Below are 20,113 nucleotides of genomic sequence, written 5' to 3'. Positions count from 1 at the left end.
TTTTTTATCGCGCCATGGCTGCGCAAACAACAGGCACGGTTGATTAAAAGAGGTGACGACTGTCCGTCCTCGGCAGCACTAACCCACGGCCAGCTTGGCGCCAAACAAGATGAAAACGGCGCCCAGAAGGCGGTTCACCCACAGGGCATAGTGCGGAGCCTCGTCCAGATGGCGCAGGATAAAGCCGGCACCGACGATCAACATGGCCTGATAGATGCAGTTGAGGCCGATAAAGACAGCGCCCAGCACGGCAAAGGCCCAGATACTGGCACCCGGTGGCACAAACTGGGGGAAAAACGCCATGAAGAAAACGACCGCCTTGGGGTTGAGCAAAGTCACCAGCAGGCTGCGACGAAATGGACTACCCTGCCCCGGGCCGCTGACGGCCAGGCCCTGCTCCTTAGACAGCAGGCTCTTGATACCCAGCCAAACCAGATAGGCCCCGCCGCCATACTTGAGCACGTTGAATGCCATGGGATTGGAGGCCAGCAGGGTAGCCGCCCCGATGGCAGCCGCCGCCAGCAGGATGGCATCACCAGTGCTGGTGCCTGCCAACGCGGCAAAGCCTGCCCGGCGCGAGGCGGTGGCTGAACCCAGTATGGCCAGGGTGCCGGGGCCAGGTGAGAGTATCAGCAGGGTGGAAGCCACCAGAAAAGCGGGAAAGTCGGTAATACCGAGCATAAGACAGGCGTCCATCGATCATGGCCGCACAGTGTAGCGCAGCCATCCGGCTTGGCCTCATGGCGCTTGCTCACTTCCTAATAGCCAATCCTGCCGTGGCTGAGGCTCATGCCAGTTTGATCTGGTCGTCCACCAGCCGCACCCGACCGCCATTCTTGTCTTCAACTATCTGCAGCAGTTTCTGCCCTATCTGCAGGTTCACCCCACCATGTATGCGGCGCGGCGCATCGATATAGGCGCCATCGGCCAGCTCCATCTGCTCGGCCAGCTCGGCCAGGCGCGCATCCATGGCCTTGATCTCGCCTTCGAATGTCTCCTTGGTATGCTCCGCCTTCTCACGCATCCCACCCACTGCCTTGGCCGGATTCTGCTCAAAGAAGGTCAGCAACTGCCTTAGCTTGGCGAGCTCTTCCATCTTGCGCTTGCGCTGTACTTCCACGCCGCTGCGTTCCGCATTCAGATAGGGGTTAAAACCTACTTGCACTACCGTGGGCACCCCCGAGGGCGACCCAATGACGGGTGACCGTACCAACAGGTGGGCGCGTGCCCGCCCCCCAATCAGGCTGCCCTGATTGCTACCTGGCTTGCCCACCATGATGCTTTCGCCCGCCGTCAGCTCGCTTTGCCGTATACCGCCGTCAGCCTGTATGGCCTTGCCCGCCTCGATCACCGCATGCTCGATGAACTTGGCCTGTACCGTGCCATTGCAATGGATACGGGCGGTTTCCGCCGGGCCATCTGTCCCCCCACTGGTGGATTCCGACTTACCGATGATCCCACCCTTGACCACGACATTGCCACCCGCGACGACTTCCGCAGCCTCTATGGTGCCACTCACGACCACATCACCCGCCACCCGCACGGTCATCCCCGCTTTGATATCACCCTTGACCTGCAAGGTACCGTCAAAGGCAATGTTGCCGGTACTCAGATCTACATCCTGCACATCGACCAAGGGATTCACCGAAATCCCGTTCTCGCCCAGCGAGGGCGCGCCCGCAATGGTGGCCAGCAACAGGTCGGGGTCATTCTCGTCGGGTGTAGCCCCAGCCAGCCCCTTGGCAAAGGCCGGGTCTGGTACGGGCTTGGCAGGCACCGGACGATCAAATACATCCACGCCATTTTTGCCTTGCACAGCGGGAGTGCGGCGCATCAACGGCGTACCTGGATCGACCACGACCAGGCTACCCAGGTCACGGTAATCGATCACATCCCCCTCTTCAGTCTCCAGCTTCTGGGTCTTGAGGCTGTCGAGCAGGCTTTCGAAGCGTGCAGGAATGCCGGATTCCGGCTCCTCCCCCTCGGCAATGACCAGATCCCTGCACTGGCCTGCAGCCATCGCCTCAGCCAGATCGTCCTCTTTGATGCCATGGGTGATATGACGCACCCTGATGGCCTCGCGCACCTGTTCCGCCGTTACTGCCTTGCCGCCACGCGGTGGTGTCACCGTCAGCCAGGCGCATAGCCGGCTCGGCGAGATCATGATTTCGAAGGTTCCATCCTGCTGCGCCCCCAGGATAGCGTCCTGCGGTTCTGTCGCCTTGCCGCAAGTGGACACGAAAGCAGCAATGGCCTTTTCATCCAGCGCGCAGTCCGCCCAGCCCGATGCTTCCAGCGCAGCCAGTATGGTCGGCTTGGTCGGCGGAGCAATGCCCTCGCCAGGCACATAGTGCGCGCACAAGTTACGGCTAGCTGCATCCAGGCTGATCGTTAGCCCAGTACCCGTTTCGCTCATATCCCTGCCTCTCGTATCTCGTCCGCCTGCCCAAGCTACGCCTGACGGACGAACTTATATTAATTACATCATAGACCGCTTATGTATCTGCTGCTTCAACCTCTTATCGACACAAATTCAAGTGACTTCAACTCTCTACGGCAAGATAGACCCCTAAGCTGCCAGGACTGACCGGTATAATGGCGGGTTACGCGCCTTCATAGATAAGTCTCATGCCTGTCCTGATAGTAGAGAATGCCTGCCTTGCCTTTGGCCATGTAGCCTTGTTGGATCATGCCGACTTCGTACTGGAACCCGGTGAACGCGTCGGGCTGATCGGCCGCAACGGTGCAGGCAAGTCGTCTCTGCTCAAGGCAGTGGCAGGTACGGCTAAGCTCGATGACGGCTATATCCGCATCGCCAATGAATCCCGCGTGGCCTACGTGCCACAGGAACCGCCTTTCGACCCCGACACCACTGTTTTCGAAGCCGTCGCAGCCGGCCTGGGCGAGGTCAAGCAGTTGCTGACCGATTACCACGCTGCTGCCATAGCCGCCGAGCACGACCCCGCCGCGCTGGACCGCATGATGGCGCTGCAGCACGATCTGGAGGCACGTGATGGCTGGCGGCTGGATAGCCTGGTTTCGAGCACCCTGAGCAACCTGGGCCTGCCTGCCGAAAAAAAGGTTGGCGAACTATCCGGTGGCTGGAAGAAGCGCGTGGCGCTGGCCCGCGCCCTGGTCTCCGAGCCGGAGCTCCTGCTGCTGGACGAACCCACCAACCATCTGGACCTGTCCGCCATCGAATGGCTTGAAGGCCTGATACGCAATTTTGCCGGCGCCGTGCTGCTGATCACCCACGATCGGCGTTTTCTGGACAATGTCGCCACCCGCATCATTGAACTGGACCGTGGCCATATCAATAGCTTCCCCGGCAACTTCAGCACCTACCAGGCCCGCAAGGCAGACATGCTGGCCCAGGAGGCCACCGAGAATCGCAAGTTCGACAAGTTCCTGGCCCAGGAAGAAGTCTGGATACGCAAAGGCGTGGAGGCACGCCGCACCCGCAATGAAGGCCGGGTGCGCAGGCTGGAACAGCTGCGGCGCGACCGTGCGGCACGGCGCGACCGGGTGGGCAATGTGCAGTTTGCCCTCGATGCCGGTGAGCGCTCGGGCAAGCTGGTGGCCGAGCTGGAGCACGTCAGCAAGGGCTACGACGGCCGTACTCTGGTGCGTGACTTCACCACCCGCATACTGCGTGGCGACAAGATAGGCCTGATCGGCCCCAATGGCGCCGGCAAGACCACCCTGCTCAAGCTCATACTGGGCGAACTGGCACCAGACAGCGGCGAAGTTCGCCAGGGCACCAAGCAGGAAATTGCCTACTTCGATCAGTTCCGTACCGCTCTGCCTGAAGACACCCCCATCTGCGATGTCATCAGCCCAGGTAGCGACTTCGTCCAGATCGGCAACGAGAAGAAACACGTCATCAGCTACCTGGAAGACTTTCTGTTTGCCCCCGAGCGTGCACGCAGCCCGGTAAAGTCATTGAGCGGCGGCGAACGTGCCCGCCTTCTGCTGGCCCGGCTGTTCACCCAGCCTGCCAATATCCTGGTACTGGACGAACCCACCAACGACCTGGACATCGACACACTGGAACTGCTGGAAGAGCTGCTGGCCAATTACAGTGGCACCGTGTTCCTGGTCAGCCACGATCGGACCTTCCTCGACAATGTGGTCACGCAAGTGATTGCCTTTGAGGGCGACGGCAAACTGATAGAAAACCCCGGCGGATTTGACGACTGGATGGCGACCAAGGCCCGCATGCAGGCTGCTGCCAAGAACCCGCCAGCCAAGCCCGAGGAGAAATCGGTCGCCGAGAAACCGGGCGCCGCTGCAGCACCGGCCCGCGCTGCACGCGCCGCCAAGATGAGTTACAACGAAACCCGCGAACTGGAACGCTTGCCGGCCGAGATTGAAGCACTGGAAACCGAACAGGCCACGTTGCAGGAGCAGTTGCTGGACCCCAATATCTATCGCAACGCCCCCACCGATGCCGCCGCCTGGCAGGCACGCATCGACGAGATCGATATGCTGGTCCTCAGCAAGATGGAGCGCTGGGAAGCCCTGGAAAAGAAGCAGTTGGGCGATAGCTGAGCGACTGCCAGGCGGAAGGCACAAGCTGCCTTGCCACCTGTTATTGCGTTATGCCGTGCCGCTTGAGTATGCGTTCATACTCACCGGTACGGCGTATTTCGGCCAGGCCCCGGTTGAACGCAAGCAGGCGTTGTTCATAGCCCGGCTTGCTACGTGACAAGGCCACATAGAGAGGCATGGTAGCGATGGGTGGCTCGCGCCACTCCAGCCTCCCGTCCGCCTCGGGTATACGGTTGCGTATCAGGTGTTCCGCCAGCGCCTTGTCCACCAAGGCCAGGTCCACCCTCCCCCCCAGCAGTTTCTTCAAGTTGGTTTCATCGTCCACCGCCTCGTCCACCGTCAGGTTGGCAGCCTCGAACTCGGGCGGATTGGCATATCCCCTCACCACGCCTATCTTGCGCCCCCTCAGCGTGGATAGGTGTTGGGTATCAACAAGCTCGCCAACCCTTCCCATAAAGCCGATGCGGTTAAGCCAGAGTGGGTCGGTGAAGGCGAGGAATTTATTGCGCTCGCTCTGAAACCAAACGGCCAGGATGGCATCGTGCTTGCCGGCCTTGATCTCGGCCAGCGCACGCGCCCAAGGTTTGAACACCACATCGGTCTCATACCCCCCCGCCTTGAACGCTGCCTTTGCCAGGGCCGTAAAAACCCCTTGCTCAGGCAGGTCGGCTGCACAATAGGGAGGGTAATCGGTCGTAATCAGTTGTAGCCGCGTTCCCGCCCAGGTGGGCGCAAGCAATAGCCCACTCAGCAGCAACAGTATTGGCAACAGGCCAGAGAATTTACACATGGCTATAGGGTAGTGCAGCCAGCCATCGCCGTCAGCCAGCTTTTGGACCCTGCCGGTATCCGGGCTTGGCGTTTAGGCACGGCCTGGGCTATACGGAATAGACAGCGCCGGCACAAGCGGCACTGGTGTTGTACCAGCAAGATGCCGCAGTTGTTGCAAACGCACTAGACCCCGGGCCAGCATGGATCTCCTCAGCGTCGATCATTTCAGGCGACAGACCGTACATCGACTCCCCTCCGCTGGTGGTATCTCCAGCGAGGTTGATCCTGTCGCTCCCGACACCACCAATGTCACGGTGCTAAGCCGCTTTGCCCGCGATCGTGATCTGGTCAGCCTCCCTGTCGTGGAAAGCGGCGTGCCCATAGGCCTGATCAATCGCAATGCCTTCATGTCCGAGATGTCCTCGCCGCAGAACCAGGAGCGCTACGGGCCGCAGGGCTGCACCGCCTTCATGGACAGAGACCCGCTGATCGTTGACGAGAAACTCAACCTGGAAGCGCTCTCCTTCCGGGTGGTGGAACACGGCGAGCAGACCCTGGCAGCCGGTTTTATCGTCACGCGTGATGGCCTCTATGCCGGTGTGGGCTCCTGCTTGCGGCTGATGCGCATGATCGCCAATCTGCAAGCCGAAAAGAACCGCCAGATACGCCACTCCATTGAATACGCCGGGGTGATACAGCAAGCCATGATGCGCGCTGCACGCGAGGCACTGGCCCATACCCTGCAGGACAGCGAGCTGGTCTGGGAGCCGCGTGACGTGGTGGGCGGCGATTTCTATCATTTTGCCCGGTTCCAGGATGGCTGGTTCGGTGCGGTGGCCGACTGCACCGGCCACGGTGTGCCGGGTGCCTTCATGACCCTGATTACCTCGTCGCTGCTGGTGCAGGCCATAGAACAGAGCAATCCACGCGATCCTGCTGCCGTGCTGTCCGAACTCAACCGTGCCATCAAGCTCCTGCTGGGGCAGACCGGGCCCAGGGCCGGTTTTGGGCAATCGGACGATGGACTCGACGGTGCTTTCTTCTGGTTCGACGAAGCCAAGCGGACCTTGACCTATGCCGCAGCCAAGACACCATTGTTCGTACTGGATCAAAGCAGCGAGGATTTTGTACAGCTGGATGGAGATCGCATGGGCGTAGGCTATGTCGATACGCCCATGGACTTCTGCTGGAGCAATCAGGTGATTGCGGCACCACAGGGCACCCTTATGTTCGTCACCACCGACGGCCTGGTAGACCAGATAGGCGGCCCCAAGCAAACCGCCTTCGGCAAACGCCGCATCCGGGAATCCATCATCGCCCAGCGCAATGAACGTGCCGATGTAATCAGCATGTCGGTACTCAATGCCTATAGTCTTTGGCAGGCAGACCAGCCCCGCCGCGATGACCTTACTTTTTTGTGCTTCAGACCCTGAGCCCCTCCCGTACCCGAGGATGAAAAGATGGAAAACCTGTTTATTGCCGCCACCCCCAGTACACCCGAGGTGGACTTCCGTTTCGATCAGCACACGCTGAGCCTGAAGGGCGAGTCCTATCCCGAGAACGCAACGTCCTTCTATGGTGGCGTGCTGGAACGGGTACGGCAGTACCTGGCCGGCTGTACAGGCACCGAGATTCGCATCAACGTCTCCCTGGCCTACTTCAACAGTTCCAGTACCAAGCTGCTGTTTTCCATGTTCGATGCCTTCAACCAAGCAGCTTTGGCAGGCAATGAAGTCAGCCTCAACTGGTTTCATGATGAGGACGACGAGACACTTTTCGAGTTCGGCCAGGAGATCCACCAGGATTACCCTGCCCTCAGGTTTACCGATGTCCCGGTGAATACCGATTAGCCATATCTCTTTCTGCTGCCTGGCCACCCAGGCAGCCATTACTGGGAGCACAGCCCCATGCTCGACGATGTATTTGAGGAATATGGCGAGTTGTTTACCGCCGGCAATGTCTGCTTCTTCTACAGTGGCTACCTGTCGCAGCCACTGCTGACGGCCATGGTGGAGGGCTTCAAGGTCAAGCTGGACAGGGACGGCGTCAGCAACCCTATCCGTCGCCGGCTGCTGTCCTCCCTGGTCGAAATGACGCAGAACATCATTCATTACGCCCAGGACACCCTGACCCCCAGCGAACAAGACGACCACCAGCTGCGCTGGGGCAGCATCTCCGTCACGCTCACACAGGGCCACTACCTGCTCGAGTGCGCCAACCGGGTTGATGCCGCCCAGGCCCACACCCTGCGCGAGCGTATAGAACCCCTGCGCCTGATGACCCATGCCGAGATCAAGGAAGCCTATGCCCAAGCCATCCGGCAGGACACGCCAGACGGCAGCAAAGGGGCGGGCTTGGGCCTGTTAACCATCGCACGGGACGCACAGGCAGCCCTGACCTACCGCCTTATAGAGGATGCGGCCCGACCCGGCACCGTGATTTTCCTGCTCAAAGCCACGATCTAGAACCGGCGATAACGGGGTAGATCATGAGCCAATCACGGGTTCGACACTCGGATATCGAGGTAGGTAAGGCCCTGCCTTGGGACGTCTACGATGAGAAAGGCACCCTGCTGCTGCGCAAGGGCTATCTCATCAATAGCGAAGGACAGGTAGACCGGCTGGTTGCGGTCGGCGTGTTTGCCGACAGCAACGCCCTGCGGCAATCACGTATCGCACAGGTCGAAGCCGAGGACAGCGAGCCAGAAGCCAGCCCCGCACAGGAGTGGCTGGATCTGCGCAAGAAAATGGAGCTGTTGTACGAGAATGTGGACCTGACCATACAAAGCGGTCAGTTCATCTCCCGCATTACCGAGATTGCCCGTTGTGTCGACAGCCTGTGCGGTGCCAAGCCCGAGCTTGCACAGGCGATCATCAGCCTGCGCCAGGATGGCCGTTACAGCAGCCGTCACCTGCTGGATAGCGCCACCATCGCACGGCTGGCCGCGCGCGATCTCAAGCTGACCCCGGCCCGTGAGTTCGGTCTGATCTGCGCTGCCTTGACCATGAATCTGGGCACCACCTGCTTCCAGGATGAAATCAAGGCCCAGAGCACACCGCTGACCGACGAGCAGAAAGAACGTCTACACAAGCACCCGGAGGAAGCCACCACTAGGCTCAAGAGCATGGGCGTGAATGATCCCATCTGGTTGCGCGCCGTACTGGAGCATCATGAGCACTTTGACGGCACCGGCTACCCCAATGGCACGGCGGGTCATGAACTGAGCCCGGAAGGACAGATATTGCGGCTGGCGGATATCTATTGCGCCCGTATCACCTTCCGCGAGTATCGCTCTGCTGTTCCGCTGACGGTTGCATTGCGCGGCATCCTGCTGGAGCGCGGCAAGACGGTGGACCAGACCCTGGCGGCCCAGTTCATACGTGCCGTCGGTATCTTTCCACCCGGCCTGCAGCTCCGGCTGGCCAATGGCGAGAAAGGCGTAGTGGTGCGGCCCGGCAGCTCACCCAATCACCCCCTGGTGGTCAGCCTGATTGGCGCCGATGGTCTGCCGCTCTCCCCGCCGGTGCAGCGCGACACCCATAACCCGCTTTATGGTGTTGGTGAAACTATAGATCCGGCCACCTTCAATGCCTATGTAGACATAGACAGCATCTGGGGCTGATGCCCGCTGCAAGAACCGGCCAAATATTGGGGCCATGGCCTTGCCATCCACGGCACATCGACTTTCATGCCCTACTGGCCTACAATCGCGCCCTTTTCTCAAAGAATTCAAGGCGCTTGACCATGTCGCCCATCGCTCAGGAAGTCGCCCGTCGACGCACCTTCGGCATCATCTCCCACCCCGATGCCGGCAAGACCACGCTGACCGAGAAGCTGCTGTACTTCTCGGGCGCCATCCAGATGGCCGGTACCGTCAAGGGCAAGAAGACCGGCAAGTTCGCCACCTCCGACTGGATGGAAATCGAAAAGCAGCGCGGTATTTCGGTCGCATCCAGCGTGATGCAGTTCGACTACCGCGAGCATGTGATCAACCTGCTCGATACACCTGGCCACCAAGACTTCTCGGAAGATACCTACCGCGTGCTGACCGCCGTGGATAGCGCGCTGATGGTGATCGATGCAGCCAAGGGCGTGGAAGAGCAGACCATCAAGCTGCTCAATGTCTGCCGCCTGCGTGATACGCCCATCGTCACCTTCATGAACAAGTACGACCGTGAAGTGCGTGATTCGCTGGAGCTGCTGGACGAAGTGGAAAGCGTGCTGAAGATACAGTGCGCACCCATCACCTGGCCCATAGGCATGGGCAAGACCTTCCGCGGCGTGTATCACATCCTCAAGGACGAAATCCTGCTGTTCTCGCCCGGCGAGGATAGGAATATCGAGGATGTCGAGGTCATCAAGGGCATAGACAACGCGCGCCTGGATGAACTGTTCCCGCTGGAAATCGAACAGACCCGGATGGAGTTGGAGCTGGTACGTGGCGCTTCGCATCCGTTTGACCTTGAGGCCTTCCTGGCCGGTACCCAAACACCGGTATTCTTTGGTTCGGCCATCAACAACTTCGGTGTACGCGAAATTCTGAATGCCCTGATCGACTGGGCGCCGGCTCCCCAGTACCGGGATGCGACGGTACGTGACGTCAAGCCGGACGAAGAAAAGTTCTCTGGCTTCGTGTTCAAGATCCAGGCCAATATGGATCCCAAGCACCGCGACCGTATCGCCTTCCTGCGCGTTTGCTCGGGCAAGTTCGAGCGCGGTATGAAGATGAAGCATCTGCGCCTGGAGCGCGATGTGGCCGCCAACTCGGTAGTGACTTTCATGGCCTCCACCCGTGAGCAGGTGGAAGAAGCCTACGCCGGCGATATCATCGGTGTGCCCAACCACGGCAATATCCAGATAGGCGACAGCTTCAGCGAAGGTGAAAAGCTGGCCTTCACCGGCATCCCCTACTTTGCGCCTGAGCTGTTCCGCAGCGTGCGCATCAAGAACCCGCTCAAGTTCAAGCAGCTGCAGAAAGGCCTACAGCAGCTGGGCGAAGAAGGTGCCGTACAGGTGTTCAAGCCCCTGTCGGGTGCAGACATGATCTTGGGCGCCGTGGGTGTGCTGCAGTTCGAAGTGGTCAAAAGCCGGCTGGAGAATGAATACGGAGTGGACGCCGTATTCGAGAACTGTGCCATCCATACCGCGCGCTGGGTCAGCTGCGACGACAATCGCATGCTGGCCGACTTCGAAAAGGGCCTGATCCTGAACCTGGCCCGCGATGCCGCCGACAACCTGACCTACCTGGCACCCAACCGTGTAAACCTGCAGCTGGCGCAGGAGCGCTGGCCCAAGGTAGCCTTCCATGCCACCCGGGAGCATGCTGCCAAGCTGTAAGCTTGGTTTCGCTTGCCGCAAGAAAAAGCCCGTCGCTATAGCGGCGGGCTTTGTCATTTTAAATCATCAGCTTCAAGAATCAGATGGGTACGGCCTAACGCAGCAAGCGTGCACTCATGGCTGCCACGCATACCCCCAGGCTGGCCAGCACCAGAAAACCCAGGCCCGCCTGCAAGCCCATGCCGTGTACGACATAGCCCATGATAGGAGGCCCCATCAGCGAGCCGCTGTAGCCCAGCGTGGCCACCCCAGCCAGAGCAGTCGCGCCCTCCCGGCCAGCGGCACTGAACAGGCAGGGAAACACTGCCGCCACACCCAGCCCAGTCAGGGCGAACCCCACCGTGGCCACCAGTATGGTGGGCGCGAAGATGGCGATCAACAACCCCACCACGGCCAGCAAACTGCTGCCCGCCACCAGCACACGTGCACCGAAGCGCTCCTTCAGGCGGTCACCCACGATGCGTGCCACCAGCATGGAGCCGGCGAACGCAGCGTAGCCCAATGGTGCCACTGCCTCGCTGGCATGCAGATGGTCGTGCAGGTACAGCGCAATCCAACTGGTGAGCGAACCCTCGGAGACTGCGCCGAGAAAGGCAATCATGCCCAGCCAGATCAGTGCACCGTGGGGCAGCGCAAAATGCTTGCGGCCAGCCTCCGGGTCAGGTCGGTCGCACGGCAGCACGCGGTAGGCCTGGCATAGTGGCAGCCCCAGCAGCAGCGCAGCCAAGGCAAAGTGCATTGCGGGCGACAAGCCCAGCTTGGCTGCACCACTCCCCAGCAACGCCCCGCCAAACGTGCCCACGCAGAACCAGGCATGCAGCATGGACATGATGGAACGACCCGCAGCCCGCTCGGCCTCCGCGCCCAGGGCATTGATGGCAACGTCAAAGCAGCTGCTACCCACCCCGATCAAGGTTACCCCCAGCATCAGCAGCGGCCAGCTTGGCAGCAAACCCAGGCAAGGCAGTATCGTCAACAAGCCCACACCTGAGAACAGTGCCGCCTTGCGGGCGCCGTAATGGCCTATCAGCCAGGCAGCCAGGGGGAACGACAGCACTGCACCGAGACCACCGCCCAGCAGGACGGTACCCAGCGTGGCGGCATCCAGTTGCAGGGCATCACGTACCGCCGGGATGCGTGAAGCCCAGCTGGCGTACACCATACCCAAGAGCAGGAACAGTACCGGGATGGCCGCCTGTTGCCAGCGGCCAGTGCTTTCGGGGGGGGAAGTAAGCGCTAAATCGGATGACATACAGACACCAGGAACAACACGAAAGGCACAGTAGAAAGCACTGGCGCTACTCTACTGGATACAGGCGCAAAACTTGCACGAAAATTACAAATATAAAACTACCGCCCCAGCAGGTTGCATGGGGCGGTATAGGCAAACTCAGCTCGCGTCGTCCGCCAGCACTTCCAGCTCTTCCTGCAACTCCAACCAGCGCACTTCCAGCTCGCCCAGGGTCAGTTCAAGCTCGGCTTGGCGCCTTACCTTGTCCTTCAACTGCTCCTTGGCCTCTGCAGCATAAATGGCTTCGCCTGCCAACTCGGCTACCAAGGCCTCCTTCTCTTCGGTCAAGGCAGCCATCTGCTTCTCCAGCAGGCCCAGCTCCTTCTCCAGCGGCTTTTTCAGCTGCGACATGCGCCTGCGATCACCCGCTTCCTGCCGCTTCTGCTGCTTGCGATCCGATTCCACCACCACACCAGCGTTGGCCGCCACCGCAGGCTTACTTTCAGTTTCCTTGCGATAGCGCTTGTAGTCATCCAGATCACCGTCAAAGTAGCTGACTTGCCCCCCCTCGACCAGCAGGAAACGATCAGTCGTGGCGCGTAGCAGATGGCGATCATGCGATACCACGATCATGGCACCGACATAGTCCTGCAAGGCCATGGTCAGCGCGTGGCGCATCTCCAGATCCAGGTGGTTGGTCGGCTCATCCAGCAGCAGCAGGTTCGGGCGTTGCCAAACTATCATTGCCAACGCCAAACGGGCTTTCTCACCGCCCGAGAAAGGCGCCACAGGGCTACGGGCCATATCGCCACGGAAATCAAAGCCGCCAAGGAAATTGAGCAGCTCCTGCTCACGCACCTGCGGACTCAACTTCTGCAAATGCCAGAGCGGGCTTTCATCCAGCCGCAGATGCTCCAGTTGATGCTGGGCAAAGTAGCCTATCTCTAAGCCCTTGCCTTCCACCCGGTGGCCTGCAACCAGGGATAGCTCGCCCGCCAGCAACTTGACGAGAGTAGACTTGCCGGCACCATTACGGCCCAGCAAGCCGATACGCGCGCCTGCTTCCACGGCAAGGTCCAGCCCATCAAGCAGTCGGTTGCCGCCATAGCCCACCGCGCCTTCCTCTATGCTCAGCAACTGGTTGGGGCTGCTCACCGGCTCGCGGAAGCTGAAATCGAATGGCGAATCCACATGCGCGGCCGAGATGATTTCCATCCGTTCCAGCGCCTTGATACGCGACTGTGCCTGCCTGGCCTTGGTGGCCTGGGCGCGGAAGCGATCCACATACTTCTGCAGGTGGGCCATCTCACGCTGCTGCTTTTCAAAAGCCTGTTGCTGCTGGGCCAGCTTCTCAGCCTTCTGGTTCTCGAAATCTGCGTAATTGCCGGTGTAGATCGTGATCTGGCTATTGGCCAGATGCGCAATGGCATTGACCGTGGCATCCAGAAAATCCCGGTCGTGCGAGATCAGCAGCAACGTGCCAGGATAGCTGGCCAGCCAGTTTTCCATCCAGATCACCGCGTCGAGATCCAAATGGTTGGTGGGCTCATCCAGCAGCAGCAGATCGGACCGGCACATCAAGGCCTGCGCGAGGTTGAGCCGCATGCGCCAACCGCCCGAGAAACTGGCCACCGGACGTTGCAAATCAGCCGCGCTGAAACCCAGGCCAAACAGCATCTTGCTGGCACGCGCCTCAGCCGAGTAGCCATCCACGGCTTCGAGCTGGCCCAGCCATTCGGCCAATTGATTGCCATCCTGGTCGGGGTTGGCCAATTGGGCCTGGATATGCCGCAACTCGGCATCACCATCAAGCACATAATCCAGCGCGCTGGACGTCAAGGCGGGTGTTTCCTGGCGCACTGATGCCACCACCAGGTTGCTGGGGTAATCTATATCGCCTGCATCAGGGTGCAATTCGCCGCGCAACAGCCCGAAGAAGCTGGACTTGCCGGCGCCATTGGGGCCAACTATGCCGACACGCTGGCCACGGTGAAGGATGAGATCGACTCGATCAAGCAGCACCTTGGTGCCGCGTCTTAAGGTAAGGGAGGATAAACGGATCATGCCGCAATTTTACCAGACGCCGAGGGGCATTCTGCTTTGCCTGAAATCGACTAGAATGAACTGACGGTCCTAAAGCCTCCCGCTCATGCCACCCTTTGATGCACAACACGCCGATACTGCGTTGACCGCCTACCTCAATTTGTTGAAAAACAAGGGGGCTGCAACCAGCATCATCACGCGCCGGAAGCACTTCCTGCGCCATTTGCTGAGCGCGTTGGAGTCGCAGGCTGATACCCACCTGACTGACGACGACGCCGGCTACCGTTCGGCTGTCGACAGCACCGTTGCCAAGTTTCCCGATGACCAGCAAGTGGAAATCATCACCACTTCGCGTGAATTCTACCCATTCTGGATAGGCGATCTGAAGACCATTGCCCGTTTGAATGCGGCCGATGCCCTGTCGCTGGAACACTCGCCGGTGGATTTGCGCGGCAGCCTGGTGGAAATGTTCGAGCGCCTCGATGCCGATGCCTGGTCGCAGAATGAGCAGCCCTGCCTCAAGGAGTACCTGGTGCGGCTGGCTGAACAGGGCACCCACGATGCCGGGGTCGATATCCGGGAGCGCCTGCTGACCTTGCTGCTCTATGTCATACGCCATGCCGAACCCACGCCCACAGCCTATCGAGCCGGCGTGGATGCCATGCTGACCCTGTTTTCCAAGGAAGATACCCGCCGCCTGTTCATAGAGATGGCGCGGGAATTCTTCTATTTCTGGAATGGCTTCAACCACGGCGAGCCCAAACCGCTAGCCCACGCTGCCTAACCCAACCCACAGCCGACCATGAGCCGTCCCCAGCCTGATCAAGCACTGGAACAATACCTGGAAGAACTAAAGCGGCGAGGTATAGCGAACAAGCAGATGACGCTGTCGCGCCATTTCTTGCGCCACTTGCTCTCCACCTTGCGAGACCTGCCGCAGGATGGAGCGGGCTATCGCAAAGCCGCTGAGCTGACCTTGCGCAATTTCCCCGAAGATGGCCAGTTTGTCGAATTGATACGGGAGTTTTTTCCGCACTGGAACGGCGAGGCAGTCGCCGCACCACCACCTGGACGCCCCGCAGCGCCCCCGGCAGCCACGCCCATGCCTGGTGCCAGCAGCCTGGGCGGCGACAATACGGCCTTGCAGGACGCACTGAGCCGCATGCATGCCGACCCCTGGTCGCAAGCCACCCTGATACAGCTGGAACGGCAGGCGCACCAGATCAAGAGCATGAACAAATACGTGGAAGAGCTGCGCAAGGCCGGCATGGAAGAGAGCAACATCAACGCCCGCCTCCGGCTGATCAAGCTGCTGCTGTTCACCATCCGCGACGTCGCGCAGAACACTGACAGCTATCGGACCGGCGTAGACCAGGTACTGACCCTGTTTCCCCACCAGGAGCGCTGGCATGTCTTCGTCAGCCTGGCTCGGGAATTCTTCTACTTCCTGGCCAACGATCCGGAAGCCGCCAGCAAACTACAGAAGCAAATCGGGACGGCAGACTTGCTAAACCTGGTCGCCAACTAATGATGGATTAACAGAACAGGGTGCCATGGCACCCTGTTTTGTTGTCTGCAACCAGCAAAGCAAGCTCTATGTCAGCGCTGGCGCCGGAATGCCAGTGCAAACGCCGTTGCAGTCAAGCCGACAAAACCCACTGCCGACCATCCGGGCAGTGACAGGCCCAGCAGACTCCAGTCTATGACAGCGCATTCGCTGCCACCGGCCATCACCTGGATGATGACTTCCATGACATTCATGGTTTCAAACATCTGCATCAAGCCGGCACCGCAGCTGCCTAGATCGGCAGGCGGAAAATACTGCAGCAGGGTATGCCGTACGGCCACGACCAAGCCGATCAGACCGATAATGCCGGTAGCCATGCCGTAGTAGCGATAGCGCCGCTGCCCTGGGCCATGCAGCGCAGCCAGCAAGGCCACAACGCCCACGCCCACCACGAAGACGCGCTGGAACATGCACAGTGGGCAAGGATTCAGGTACTTGTAATACTGCAGGTAGAGCGCGAAGGCCATCATGCCGGCGCAAGCCAGCGCCAGGGCCAAGAAGCCCATGCGTCGAGTAAATAACCAGTTCATATCAGGGTAGCGAAGTTTGTATCAGGATGGCTCGGACAACAGCAGGGCCTGGGTGGTTTCATTGAGATCGATGGCCACGCTATGGGCCGACAGCACGCGGTTGTCCTGCGGGCGGACGATCTTAAGGTTGAGGAAAATCTTGTCGGGAGAAGTGGCGTAGGTGCCCACTACCACGGCTTGTACATTATGGGCCAAGCTGATGTCCTTGACCTCCCGCGACAGCAGCAGCTCACCCTTGCCCTCACGCACAAACACGCTGCCCCGCAGCTTCAGTTCGACCACAGGGTAACCCATTTGTGTAAAACGTGTTGCCACCTGCTCGGACAATACGCGGCCCAGCGTCGCCGCCTCGGTCAGGTGATCCAGATGCACAAAGGTGGCAACGATCAGCGGTGCATCCTTGGGCAGCGTCGGCTGGGTCAGTTGCACCAACTGGTCCGCAGCATCGTAGCTGGTACGTATCAAGGGGTTGCGGCTACCTGCCTGGTACTGGGCACAACTGGCCAGCAGCAACGCCAGCATAAGTGGATACAGTCTGCGCATGCTCACCCTCCCGTCACCGACATGGTCTTGGTGGGCGTTGGGGGAGCTGGAGGCTGTGGGGGTGGCGGCAGCATCGATTCATCATAGAGGCGGACATCTGACTGGTTCACCATATAGACATCGGTCTCCCGGAACAGGAAGCGGTTACCGTCACTGATGGCCGTCGTCACCACGATCTGCAGGCCGCTGCTCAAACGCACGGACTGCACTTCCGCATCCAGCCAGACTTCACCCTTCTCCTTGCGCTGTGCCACGCTCAAGCCCATTTGGGTCAGATCGCTCTGCAGGAACTGCCGCAGGGCGCGGGCAAACGGCGTAGGCAGCGCAGGCTCATTCACATAGACGGTTCGGCTGCCCAGCTCCTTGACCTGCGAAGCACGCTGCGACATGCGCAAGGCCGCCTCACGGGCTAGCTCCCCCCAGTCTGCAGGTGCACGCAGCAGTTTGACATTGGCAACCGGATCCACCGGCTTGGCCGTCTTGCCCGGCTGGGCGACTTCTTCGGAGCCAAAGGTTGGCGCCCGTGTGGGCATGGACTCGCGCAGACGCTGCATCAAGGAACAGCCAGCCAGCAGCAGGACCAGACTCAACAGCAAAGGGCGGCGTAACACGGCAACTCTCCTCGGCACGGCATCAATCCTCTGTGGGCGGCAACGCCGCTGGATCATAGCCGAGAAAGCGGATGATGTCGCCGCGCCGCCGCATGGCGTCGGTGTAGCCCAGCTCGATCAGATCACGGGCGTAACGACGATGGAACAGCAGATAGGATGCCAATACCGAACCCTGCCGCTTGAGCGCCCCCAACCCACCCAGGACAAAGCGCATGGTCCAGGGAAACCGCGCTGTATGGCGTGATGCAATGGTTTCCAGCGGCTTGGAGGGTGAAATGATCAGCATCTCCACCTCTCTCAGTTGTACGTCACGGCGGCCCTTCACTTCCTCCGGCACAAAGCTGAGCGTACGGTTGACCCGGGCGATACGCTCCAAGTCCACCTCCATGCCATCGATGAAGATGCTATTCATCAAGTGCCCGGCCACTTGCGCCAGCGTGGGGTAATCCGGTGCATACAGCCGCTCCAGCGGTTCTTCCCGCGCTGGCGATACACCGATCACCAGTATCTTCTCTGCCCCCAGGTGCAGCGCAGGGCTGATCGGTGCCACCTGGCGTACCGATCCGTCACCAAACCACTCCCGATTGATCTGCACGGCGGGAAACACAAAGGGAATCGCAGCCGATGCCAGCAGATGGCGCAGTTCGATGCGGGCACGCGTCCCCACCCGTTGCACCCGGTTCCACCCTTTGATGTCTTCAGCTGCTTGGAAGAAAGACACAGACTGGCCCGAGTTATAGCCCGATGCCGTGATGCTGAGCGCCCGTAGATGGCCGCCATCGATGGCGGACTGGATACCGTTGAAGTCAATCAGCTTGTCCAGCAGATCATTCAGCGGTGCGTTATCCAGGAACGATCTCGGATTGAACTTGCCAAAACCACCGGTGAACAGCGGTCCAACCCAGTGGAAGAAGTTACCTATCATGGTCCGCAGATCGGTGCGGTAGACATGCTCCACGCTGAGATTCTTCCAGACGAATTCCAGCTTGCAGACCGCCTTGCGAAAATTATGGCTACCTGATGCAAGGGACGCTGCATTGATGCCGCCGGCCGAGGTGCCGGAGATGATCTGGAAAGGATTGGGCGCATTGTGCGGCAGCATCTTGGCGACGGCGCGCAATACCCCGACCTGGTAGGCGGCACGGGCACCGCCGCCGGACATGATGAGTCCAATCAATGGAGAGCGGGTATCAGACATGGTCTCCTCATTCTTATAGGCGCGGGTCTAACCCGGCTATTTGAAGCATAGAGCAAGACAACCGCATCGGTATGCGTTGCCGCAACAAAGCGTAAACAAACCGTTGCAGCAAAGCTGCATATACCAAACACCCTCTCGCTATCGGAAGTTTGATTGAACTAGGGTATAATCGATTTTTGCCGCCAAGGACTTAGCCATGCGTGTCATTCAAAAAGCGCTGACCTTCGACGACGTCCTGCTCGTCCCCGCTCATTCCAACGTCCTGCCGCGCGATGTCGATCTCTCGACGCAGTTCACGCGCGATATTCGCCTCAATCTTCCGCTCGTCTCGGCCGCCATGGATACGGTTACCGAAGCCCGCCTTGCCATTGCCATGGCACAGGAAGGCGGCATCGGCATCGTGCACAAGAACATGAACCCGCAGGCACAGGCGCAGGAAGTCAGCAAGGTAAAGCGCTACGAAAGCGGCGTGGTCAAAGACCCGGTTACCATCACCCCCGATATGCTGGTGCGCGATGTACTGGCCCTGACCCGGCAGCACCGCATTTCCGGCCTGCCAGTCGTGGAAGCCAATGGCCAGGTAGTCGGCATTGTTACCAACCGCGACCTGCGCTTTGAAACACGCCTGGATGCCAAGGTATCCAGCATCATGACCCCCAAGGATCGTCTGGTGACCGTGCGCGAAGGCGCCAGCATAGACGAAGCTCGCGAGCTGATGCATACCCACCGACTGGAGCGCGTGCTGGTGGTGAACGACAGCTTCCAGCTGCGTGGCCTGGTGACGGTCAAGGACATTATCAAGACCAAGGAACACCCCAATGCCTCCAAGGACAACCTGGGCCGCCTGCGCGTCGGCGCTGCGGTAGGCGTGGGTGGCGACACCGATGAGCGGGTTACCCTGCTGGTCGAAGCGGGTGTGGACGTGCTGGTGGTCGATACTGCACACGGTCACAGCCAAGGCGTGCTGGACCGTGTGAGCTGGGTCAAGCAACACTTTCCACAGGTCCAGGTCATCGGCGGCAATATCGCCACCGCTGCAGCGGCACTGGCACTGGTCAAGGCTGGCGCCGACGGAGTCAAGGTCGGTATCGGCCCTGGCTCCATCTGCACTACCCGTATTGTGGCCGGTGTCGGCGTACCGCAGATCAGCGCCGTGGCCAATGTGGCCGAAGCCCTCAAGGGCACGGGCATTCCGCTGATTGCCGACGGTGGCATCCGCTTCTCCGGCGATATCTCCAAGGCCATTGCAGCAGGCGCCAACCTGGTCATGCTGGGTGGCTTGTTTGCCGGTACCGAAGAAGCCCCCGGTGAAGTCGAGCTGTTCCAGGGCCGCTCCTACAAGAGCTACCGCGGCATGGGTTCGCTCGGCGCCATGCAGCAGGGCTCCAGTGATCGCTACTTCCAGGACAACGTCAACAATGCCGACAAGCTGGTACCCGAAGGCATTGAAGGCCGCGTCCCCTACAAGGGCCCGCTGACCGCCGTGATCCACCAACTGGTCGGCGGCCTGCGCTCCTCCATGGGTTACCTGGGCTGCGCCACCATCAACGATGTGCACGAGAAGGCCGAATTCGTCGAGATCACCTCGGCAGGCATTCGCGAATCGCATGTCCACGATGTGCAGATCACCAAGGAAGCACCGAACTACCACGTGGATTGATCGTTCGATCAGACAACAGAGCCCCCGCAGCGTCGGGGGCTTTTTGTTGCTTACTGCCATGCCGCCGGGCC

General features: G+C 60.1%; 18 protein-coding genes. 9 read left to right on the top strand and 9 right to left on the bottom strand.

Annotated elements, in window-relative coordinates:
* Window positions 1-78: 78 nt before the first annotated feature.
* Both QWZ03_RS11785 and QWZ03_RS11780 read right to left on the bottom strand, forming a co-directional pair.
* Complete coding sequence (locus tag QWZ03_RS11785; protein ID WP_290332895.1) at window positions 79-681, bottom strand: LysE family translocator; 603 nt, start codon at window positions 679-681, stop codon at window positions 79-81.
* Between the two features lie 106 nt (window positions 682-787).
* Window positions 788-2,416 carry a flagellar assembly protein A gene (locus tag QWZ03_RS11780; RefSeq protein ID WP_290332894.1) on the bottom strand — a complete coding sequence of 543 codons (1,629 nt, stop codon included), beginning with the start codon at window positions 2,414-2,416 and terminating at the stop codon, window positions 788-790.
* Between the two features lie 212 nt (window positions 2,417-2,628).
* Here QWZ03_RS11780 and QWZ03_RS11775 point away from each other — a divergent pair, with 212 nt between their 5' ends.
* On the top strand, window positions 2,629-4,551 hold the full coding sequence (locus tag QWZ03_RS11775; RefSeq protein ID WP_290332893.1) for an ATP-binding cassette domain-containing protein: 1,923 nt from the start codon (window positions 2,629-2,631) through the stop codon (window positions 4,549-4,551).
* Between the two features lie 40 nt (window positions 4,552-4,591).
* Here the strand turns inward: QWZ03_RS11775 and QWZ03_RS11770 are convergent, their stop codons facing one another.
* A complete protein-coding gene (locus QWZ03_RS11770) occupies window positions 4,592-5,341 on the bottom strand; it encodes a substrate-binding periplasmic protein (RefSeq protein WP_290332892.1) in 750 nt (249 codons plus the stop codon).
* A 181-nt stretch (window positions 5,342-5,522) separates the two neighbouring features.
* On the opposite strand from QWZ03_RS11770, the gene QWZ03_RS11765 reads away from it, so the two are divergent.
* The 5 genes from QWZ03_RS11765 to QWZ03_RS11745 all read left to right on the top strand — a co-directional run bounded on the left by QWZ03_RS11765 (window position 5,523) and on the right by QWZ03_RS11745 (window position 10,659).
* Window positions 5,523-6,755, top strand: a complete 1,233-nt coding sequence (locus QWZ03_RS11765) for a SpoIIE family protein phosphatase (RefSeq protein ID WP_290332891.1) — start codon at window positions 5,523-5,525, stop codon at window positions 6,753-6,755.
* Window positions 6,756-6,782: 27 nt separating this feature from the next.
* Entirely contained in the window at window positions 6,783-7,172 is a 390-nt protein-coding gene (locus QWZ03_RS11760; protein ID WP_290332890.1) for a DUF1987 domain-containing protein, read from the top strand.
* 57 nt (window positions 7,173-7,229) lie between these two features.
* Complete coding sequence (locus QWZ03_RS11755) at window positions 7,230-7,787, top strand: SiaB family protein kinase (protein WP_284196256.1); 558 nt, start codon at window positions 7,230-7,232, stop codon at window positions 7,785-7,787.
* A gap of 23 nt (window positions 7,788-7,810) precedes the next feature.
* Window positions 7,811-8,944 carry an HD-GYP domain-containing protein gene (locus QWZ03_RS11750; protein WP_290332889.1) on the top strand — a complete coding sequence of 378 codons (1,134 nt, stop codon included), beginning with the start codon at window positions 7,811-7,813 and terminating at the stop codon, window positions 8,942-8,944.
* Between the two features lie 122 nt (window positions 8,945-9,066).
* A complete protein-coding gene (locus QWZ03_RS11745) occupies window positions 9,067-10,659 on the top strand; it encodes a peptide chain release factor 3 (RefSeq protein WP_290332888.1) in 1,593 nt (530 codons plus the stop codon).
* Between the two features lie 94 nt (window positions 10,660-10,753).
* Here QWZ03_RS11745 and QWZ03_RS11740 read toward each other — a convergent pair whose 3' ends face one another.
* Window positions 10,754-11,911: an MFS transporter gene (locus QWZ03_RS11740; protein ID WP_290332887.1), complete on the bottom strand. Its 1,158-nt coding sequence runs from the start codon at window positions 11,909-11,911 to the stop codon at window positions 10,754-10,756.
* A gap of 138 nt (window positions 11,912-12,049) precedes the next feature.
* Window positions 12,050-13,954: an ATP-binding cassette domain-containing protein gene (locus QWZ03_RS11735; protein ID WP_290332886.1), complete on the bottom strand. Its 1,905-nt coding sequence runs from the start codon at window positions 13,952-13,954 to the stop codon at window positions 12,050-12,052.
* Between the two features lie 85 nt (window positions 13,955-14,039).
* Between QWZ03_RS11735 and QWZ03_RS11730 the strand changes: the two genes are divergently transcribed.
* Complete coding sequence (locus QWZ03_RS11730) at window positions 14,040-14,717, top strand: hypothetical protein (RefSeq protein ID WP_290332885.1); 678 nt, start codon at window positions 14,040-14,042, stop codon at window positions 14,715-14,717.
* Window positions 14,718-14,735: 18 nt separating this feature from the next.
* Window positions 14,736-15,461: a hypothetical protein gene (locus QWZ03_RS11725; protein ID WP_290332884.1), complete on the top strand. Its 726-nt coding sequence runs from the start codon at window positions 14,736-14,738 to the stop codon at window positions 15,459-15,461.
* Between the two features lie 71 nt (window positions 15,462-15,532).
* Here the strand turns inward: QWZ03_RS11725 and QWZ03_RS11720 are convergent, their stop codons facing one another.
* The 4 genes from QWZ03_RS11720 to QWZ03_RS11705 are packed head-to-tail and all read right to left on the bottom strand — an operon-like array spanning window position 15,533 to window position 18,382.
* Entirely contained in the window at window positions 15,533-16,030 is a 498-nt protein-coding gene (locus QWZ03_RS11720) for a disulfide bond formation protein B (RefSeq protein WP_290332882.1), read from the bottom strand.
* Window positions 16,031-16,051: 21 nt separating this feature from the next.
* Entirely contained in the window at window positions 16,052-16,573 is a 522-nt protein-coding gene (locus tag QWZ03_RS11715; RefSeq protein WP_290332880.1) for a FlgO family outer membrane protein, read from the bottom strand.
* 2 nt (window positions 16,574-16,575) lie between these two features.
* A complete protein-coding gene (locus tag QWZ03_RS11710) occupies window positions 16,576-17,184 on the bottom strand; it encodes a hypothetical protein (RefSeq protein ID WP_290332879.1) in 609 nt (202 codons plus the stop codon).
* Window positions 17,185-17,206: 22 nt separating this feature from the next.
* Window positions 17,207-18,382, bottom strand: a complete 1,176-nt coding sequence (locus tag QWZ03_RS11705; RefSeq protein ID WP_284196266.1) for a patatin-like phospholipase family protein — start codon at window positions 18,380-18,382, stop codon at window positions 17,207-17,209.
* A 196-nt stretch (window positions 18,383-18,578) separates the two neighbouring features.
* Between QWZ03_RS11705 and guaB the strand changes: the two genes are divergently transcribed.
* On the top strand, window positions 18,579-20,042 hold the full coding sequence (gene guaB / locus QWZ03_RS11700; protein ID WP_290332877.1) for an IMP dehydrogenase: 1,464 nt from the start codon (window positions 18,579-18,581) through the stop codon (window positions 20,040-20,042).
* Window positions 20,043-20,113: the final 71 nt, after the last annotated feature.

It is taken from the genome of Chitinimonas viridis (genome assembly GCF_030409555.1).
In the GTDB taxonomy this organism is placed as follows: Bacteria; Pseudomonadota; Gammaproteobacteria; order Burkholderiales; family Chitinimonadaceae; genus Chitinimonas; species Chitinimonas viridis.
This window is presented reverse-complemented; position numbering and strand designations above follow the sequence as displayed.

What these genes read in the sequence shown, in the direction of transcription:
- QWZ03_RS11785 (WP_290332895.1), bottom strand. Translation starts at nt 681, where the DNA reads ATGCTCGGTATTACCGACTTTCCCGCTTTTCTGGTGGCTTCCACCCTG.
- QWZ03_RS11780 (WP_290332894.1), bottom strand. Translation starts at nt 2,416, where the DNA reads ATGAGCGAAACGGGTACTGGGCTAACGATCAGCCTGGATGCAGCTAGC.
- QWZ03_RS11775 (WP_290332893.1), top strand. Translation starts at nt 2,629, where the DNA reads ATGCCTGTCCTGATAGTAGAGAATGCCTGCCTTGCCTTTGGCCATGTA.
- QWZ03_RS11770 (WP_290332892.1), bottom strand. Translation starts at nt 5,341, where the DNA reads ATGTGTAAATTCTCTGGCCTGTTGCCAATACTGTTGCTGCTGAGTGGG.
- QWZ03_RS11765 (WP_290332891.1), top strand. Translation starts at nt 5,523, where the DNA reads ATGGATCTCCTCAGCGTCGATCATTTCAGGCGACAGACCGTACATCGA.
- QWZ03_RS11760 (WP_290332890.1), top strand. Translation starts at nt 6,783, where the DNA reads ATGGAAAACCTGTTTATTGCCGCCACCCCCAGTACACCCGAGGTGGAC.
- QWZ03_RS11755 (WP_284196256.1), top strand. Translation starts at nt 7,230, where the DNA reads ATGCTCGACGATGTATTTGAGGAATATGGCGAGTTGTTTACCGCCGGC.
- QWZ03_RS11750 (WP_290332889.1), top strand. Translation starts at nt 7,811, where the DNA reads ATGAGCCAATCACGGGTTCGACACTCGGATATCGAGGTAGGTAAGGCC.
- QWZ03_RS11745 (WP_290332888.1), top strand. Translation starts at nt 9,067, where the DNA reads ATGTCGCCCATCGCTCAGGAAGTCGCCCGTCGACGCACCTTCGGCATC.
- QWZ03_RS11740 (WP_290332887.1), bottom strand. Translation starts at nt 11,911, where the DNA reads ATGTCATCCGATTTAGCGCTTACTTCCCCCCCCGAAAGCACTGGCCGC.
- QWZ03_RS11735 (WP_290332886.1), bottom strand. Translation starts at nt 13,954, where the DNA reads ATGATCCGTTTATCCTCCCTTACCTTAAGACGCGGCACCAAGGTGCTG.
- QWZ03_RS11730 (WP_290332885.1), top strand. Translation starts at nt 14,040, where the DNA reads ATGCCACCCTTTGATGCACAACACGCCGATACTGCGTTGACCGCCTAC.
- QWZ03_RS11725 (WP_290332884.1), top strand. Translation starts at nt 14,736, where the DNA reads ATGAGCCGTCCCCAGCCTGATCAAGCACTGGAACAATACCTGGAAGAA.
- QWZ03_RS11720 (WP_290332882.1), bottom strand. Translation starts at nt 16,030, where the DNA reads ATGAACTGGTTATTTACTCGACGCATGGGCTTCTTGGCCCTGGCGCTG.
- QWZ03_RS11715 (WP_290332880.1), bottom strand. Translation starts at nt 16,573, where the DNA reads ATGCGCAGACTGTATCCACTTATGCTGGCGTTGCTGCTGGCCAGTTGT.
- QWZ03_RS11705 (WP_284196266.1), bottom strand. Translation starts at nt 18,382, where the DNA reads ATGTCTGATACCCGCTCTCCATTGATTGGACTCATCATGTCCGGCGGC.
- guaB (WP_290332877.1), top strand. Translation starts at nt 18,579, where the DNA reads ATGCGTGTCATTCAAAAAGCGCTGACCTTCGACGACGTCCTGCTCGTC.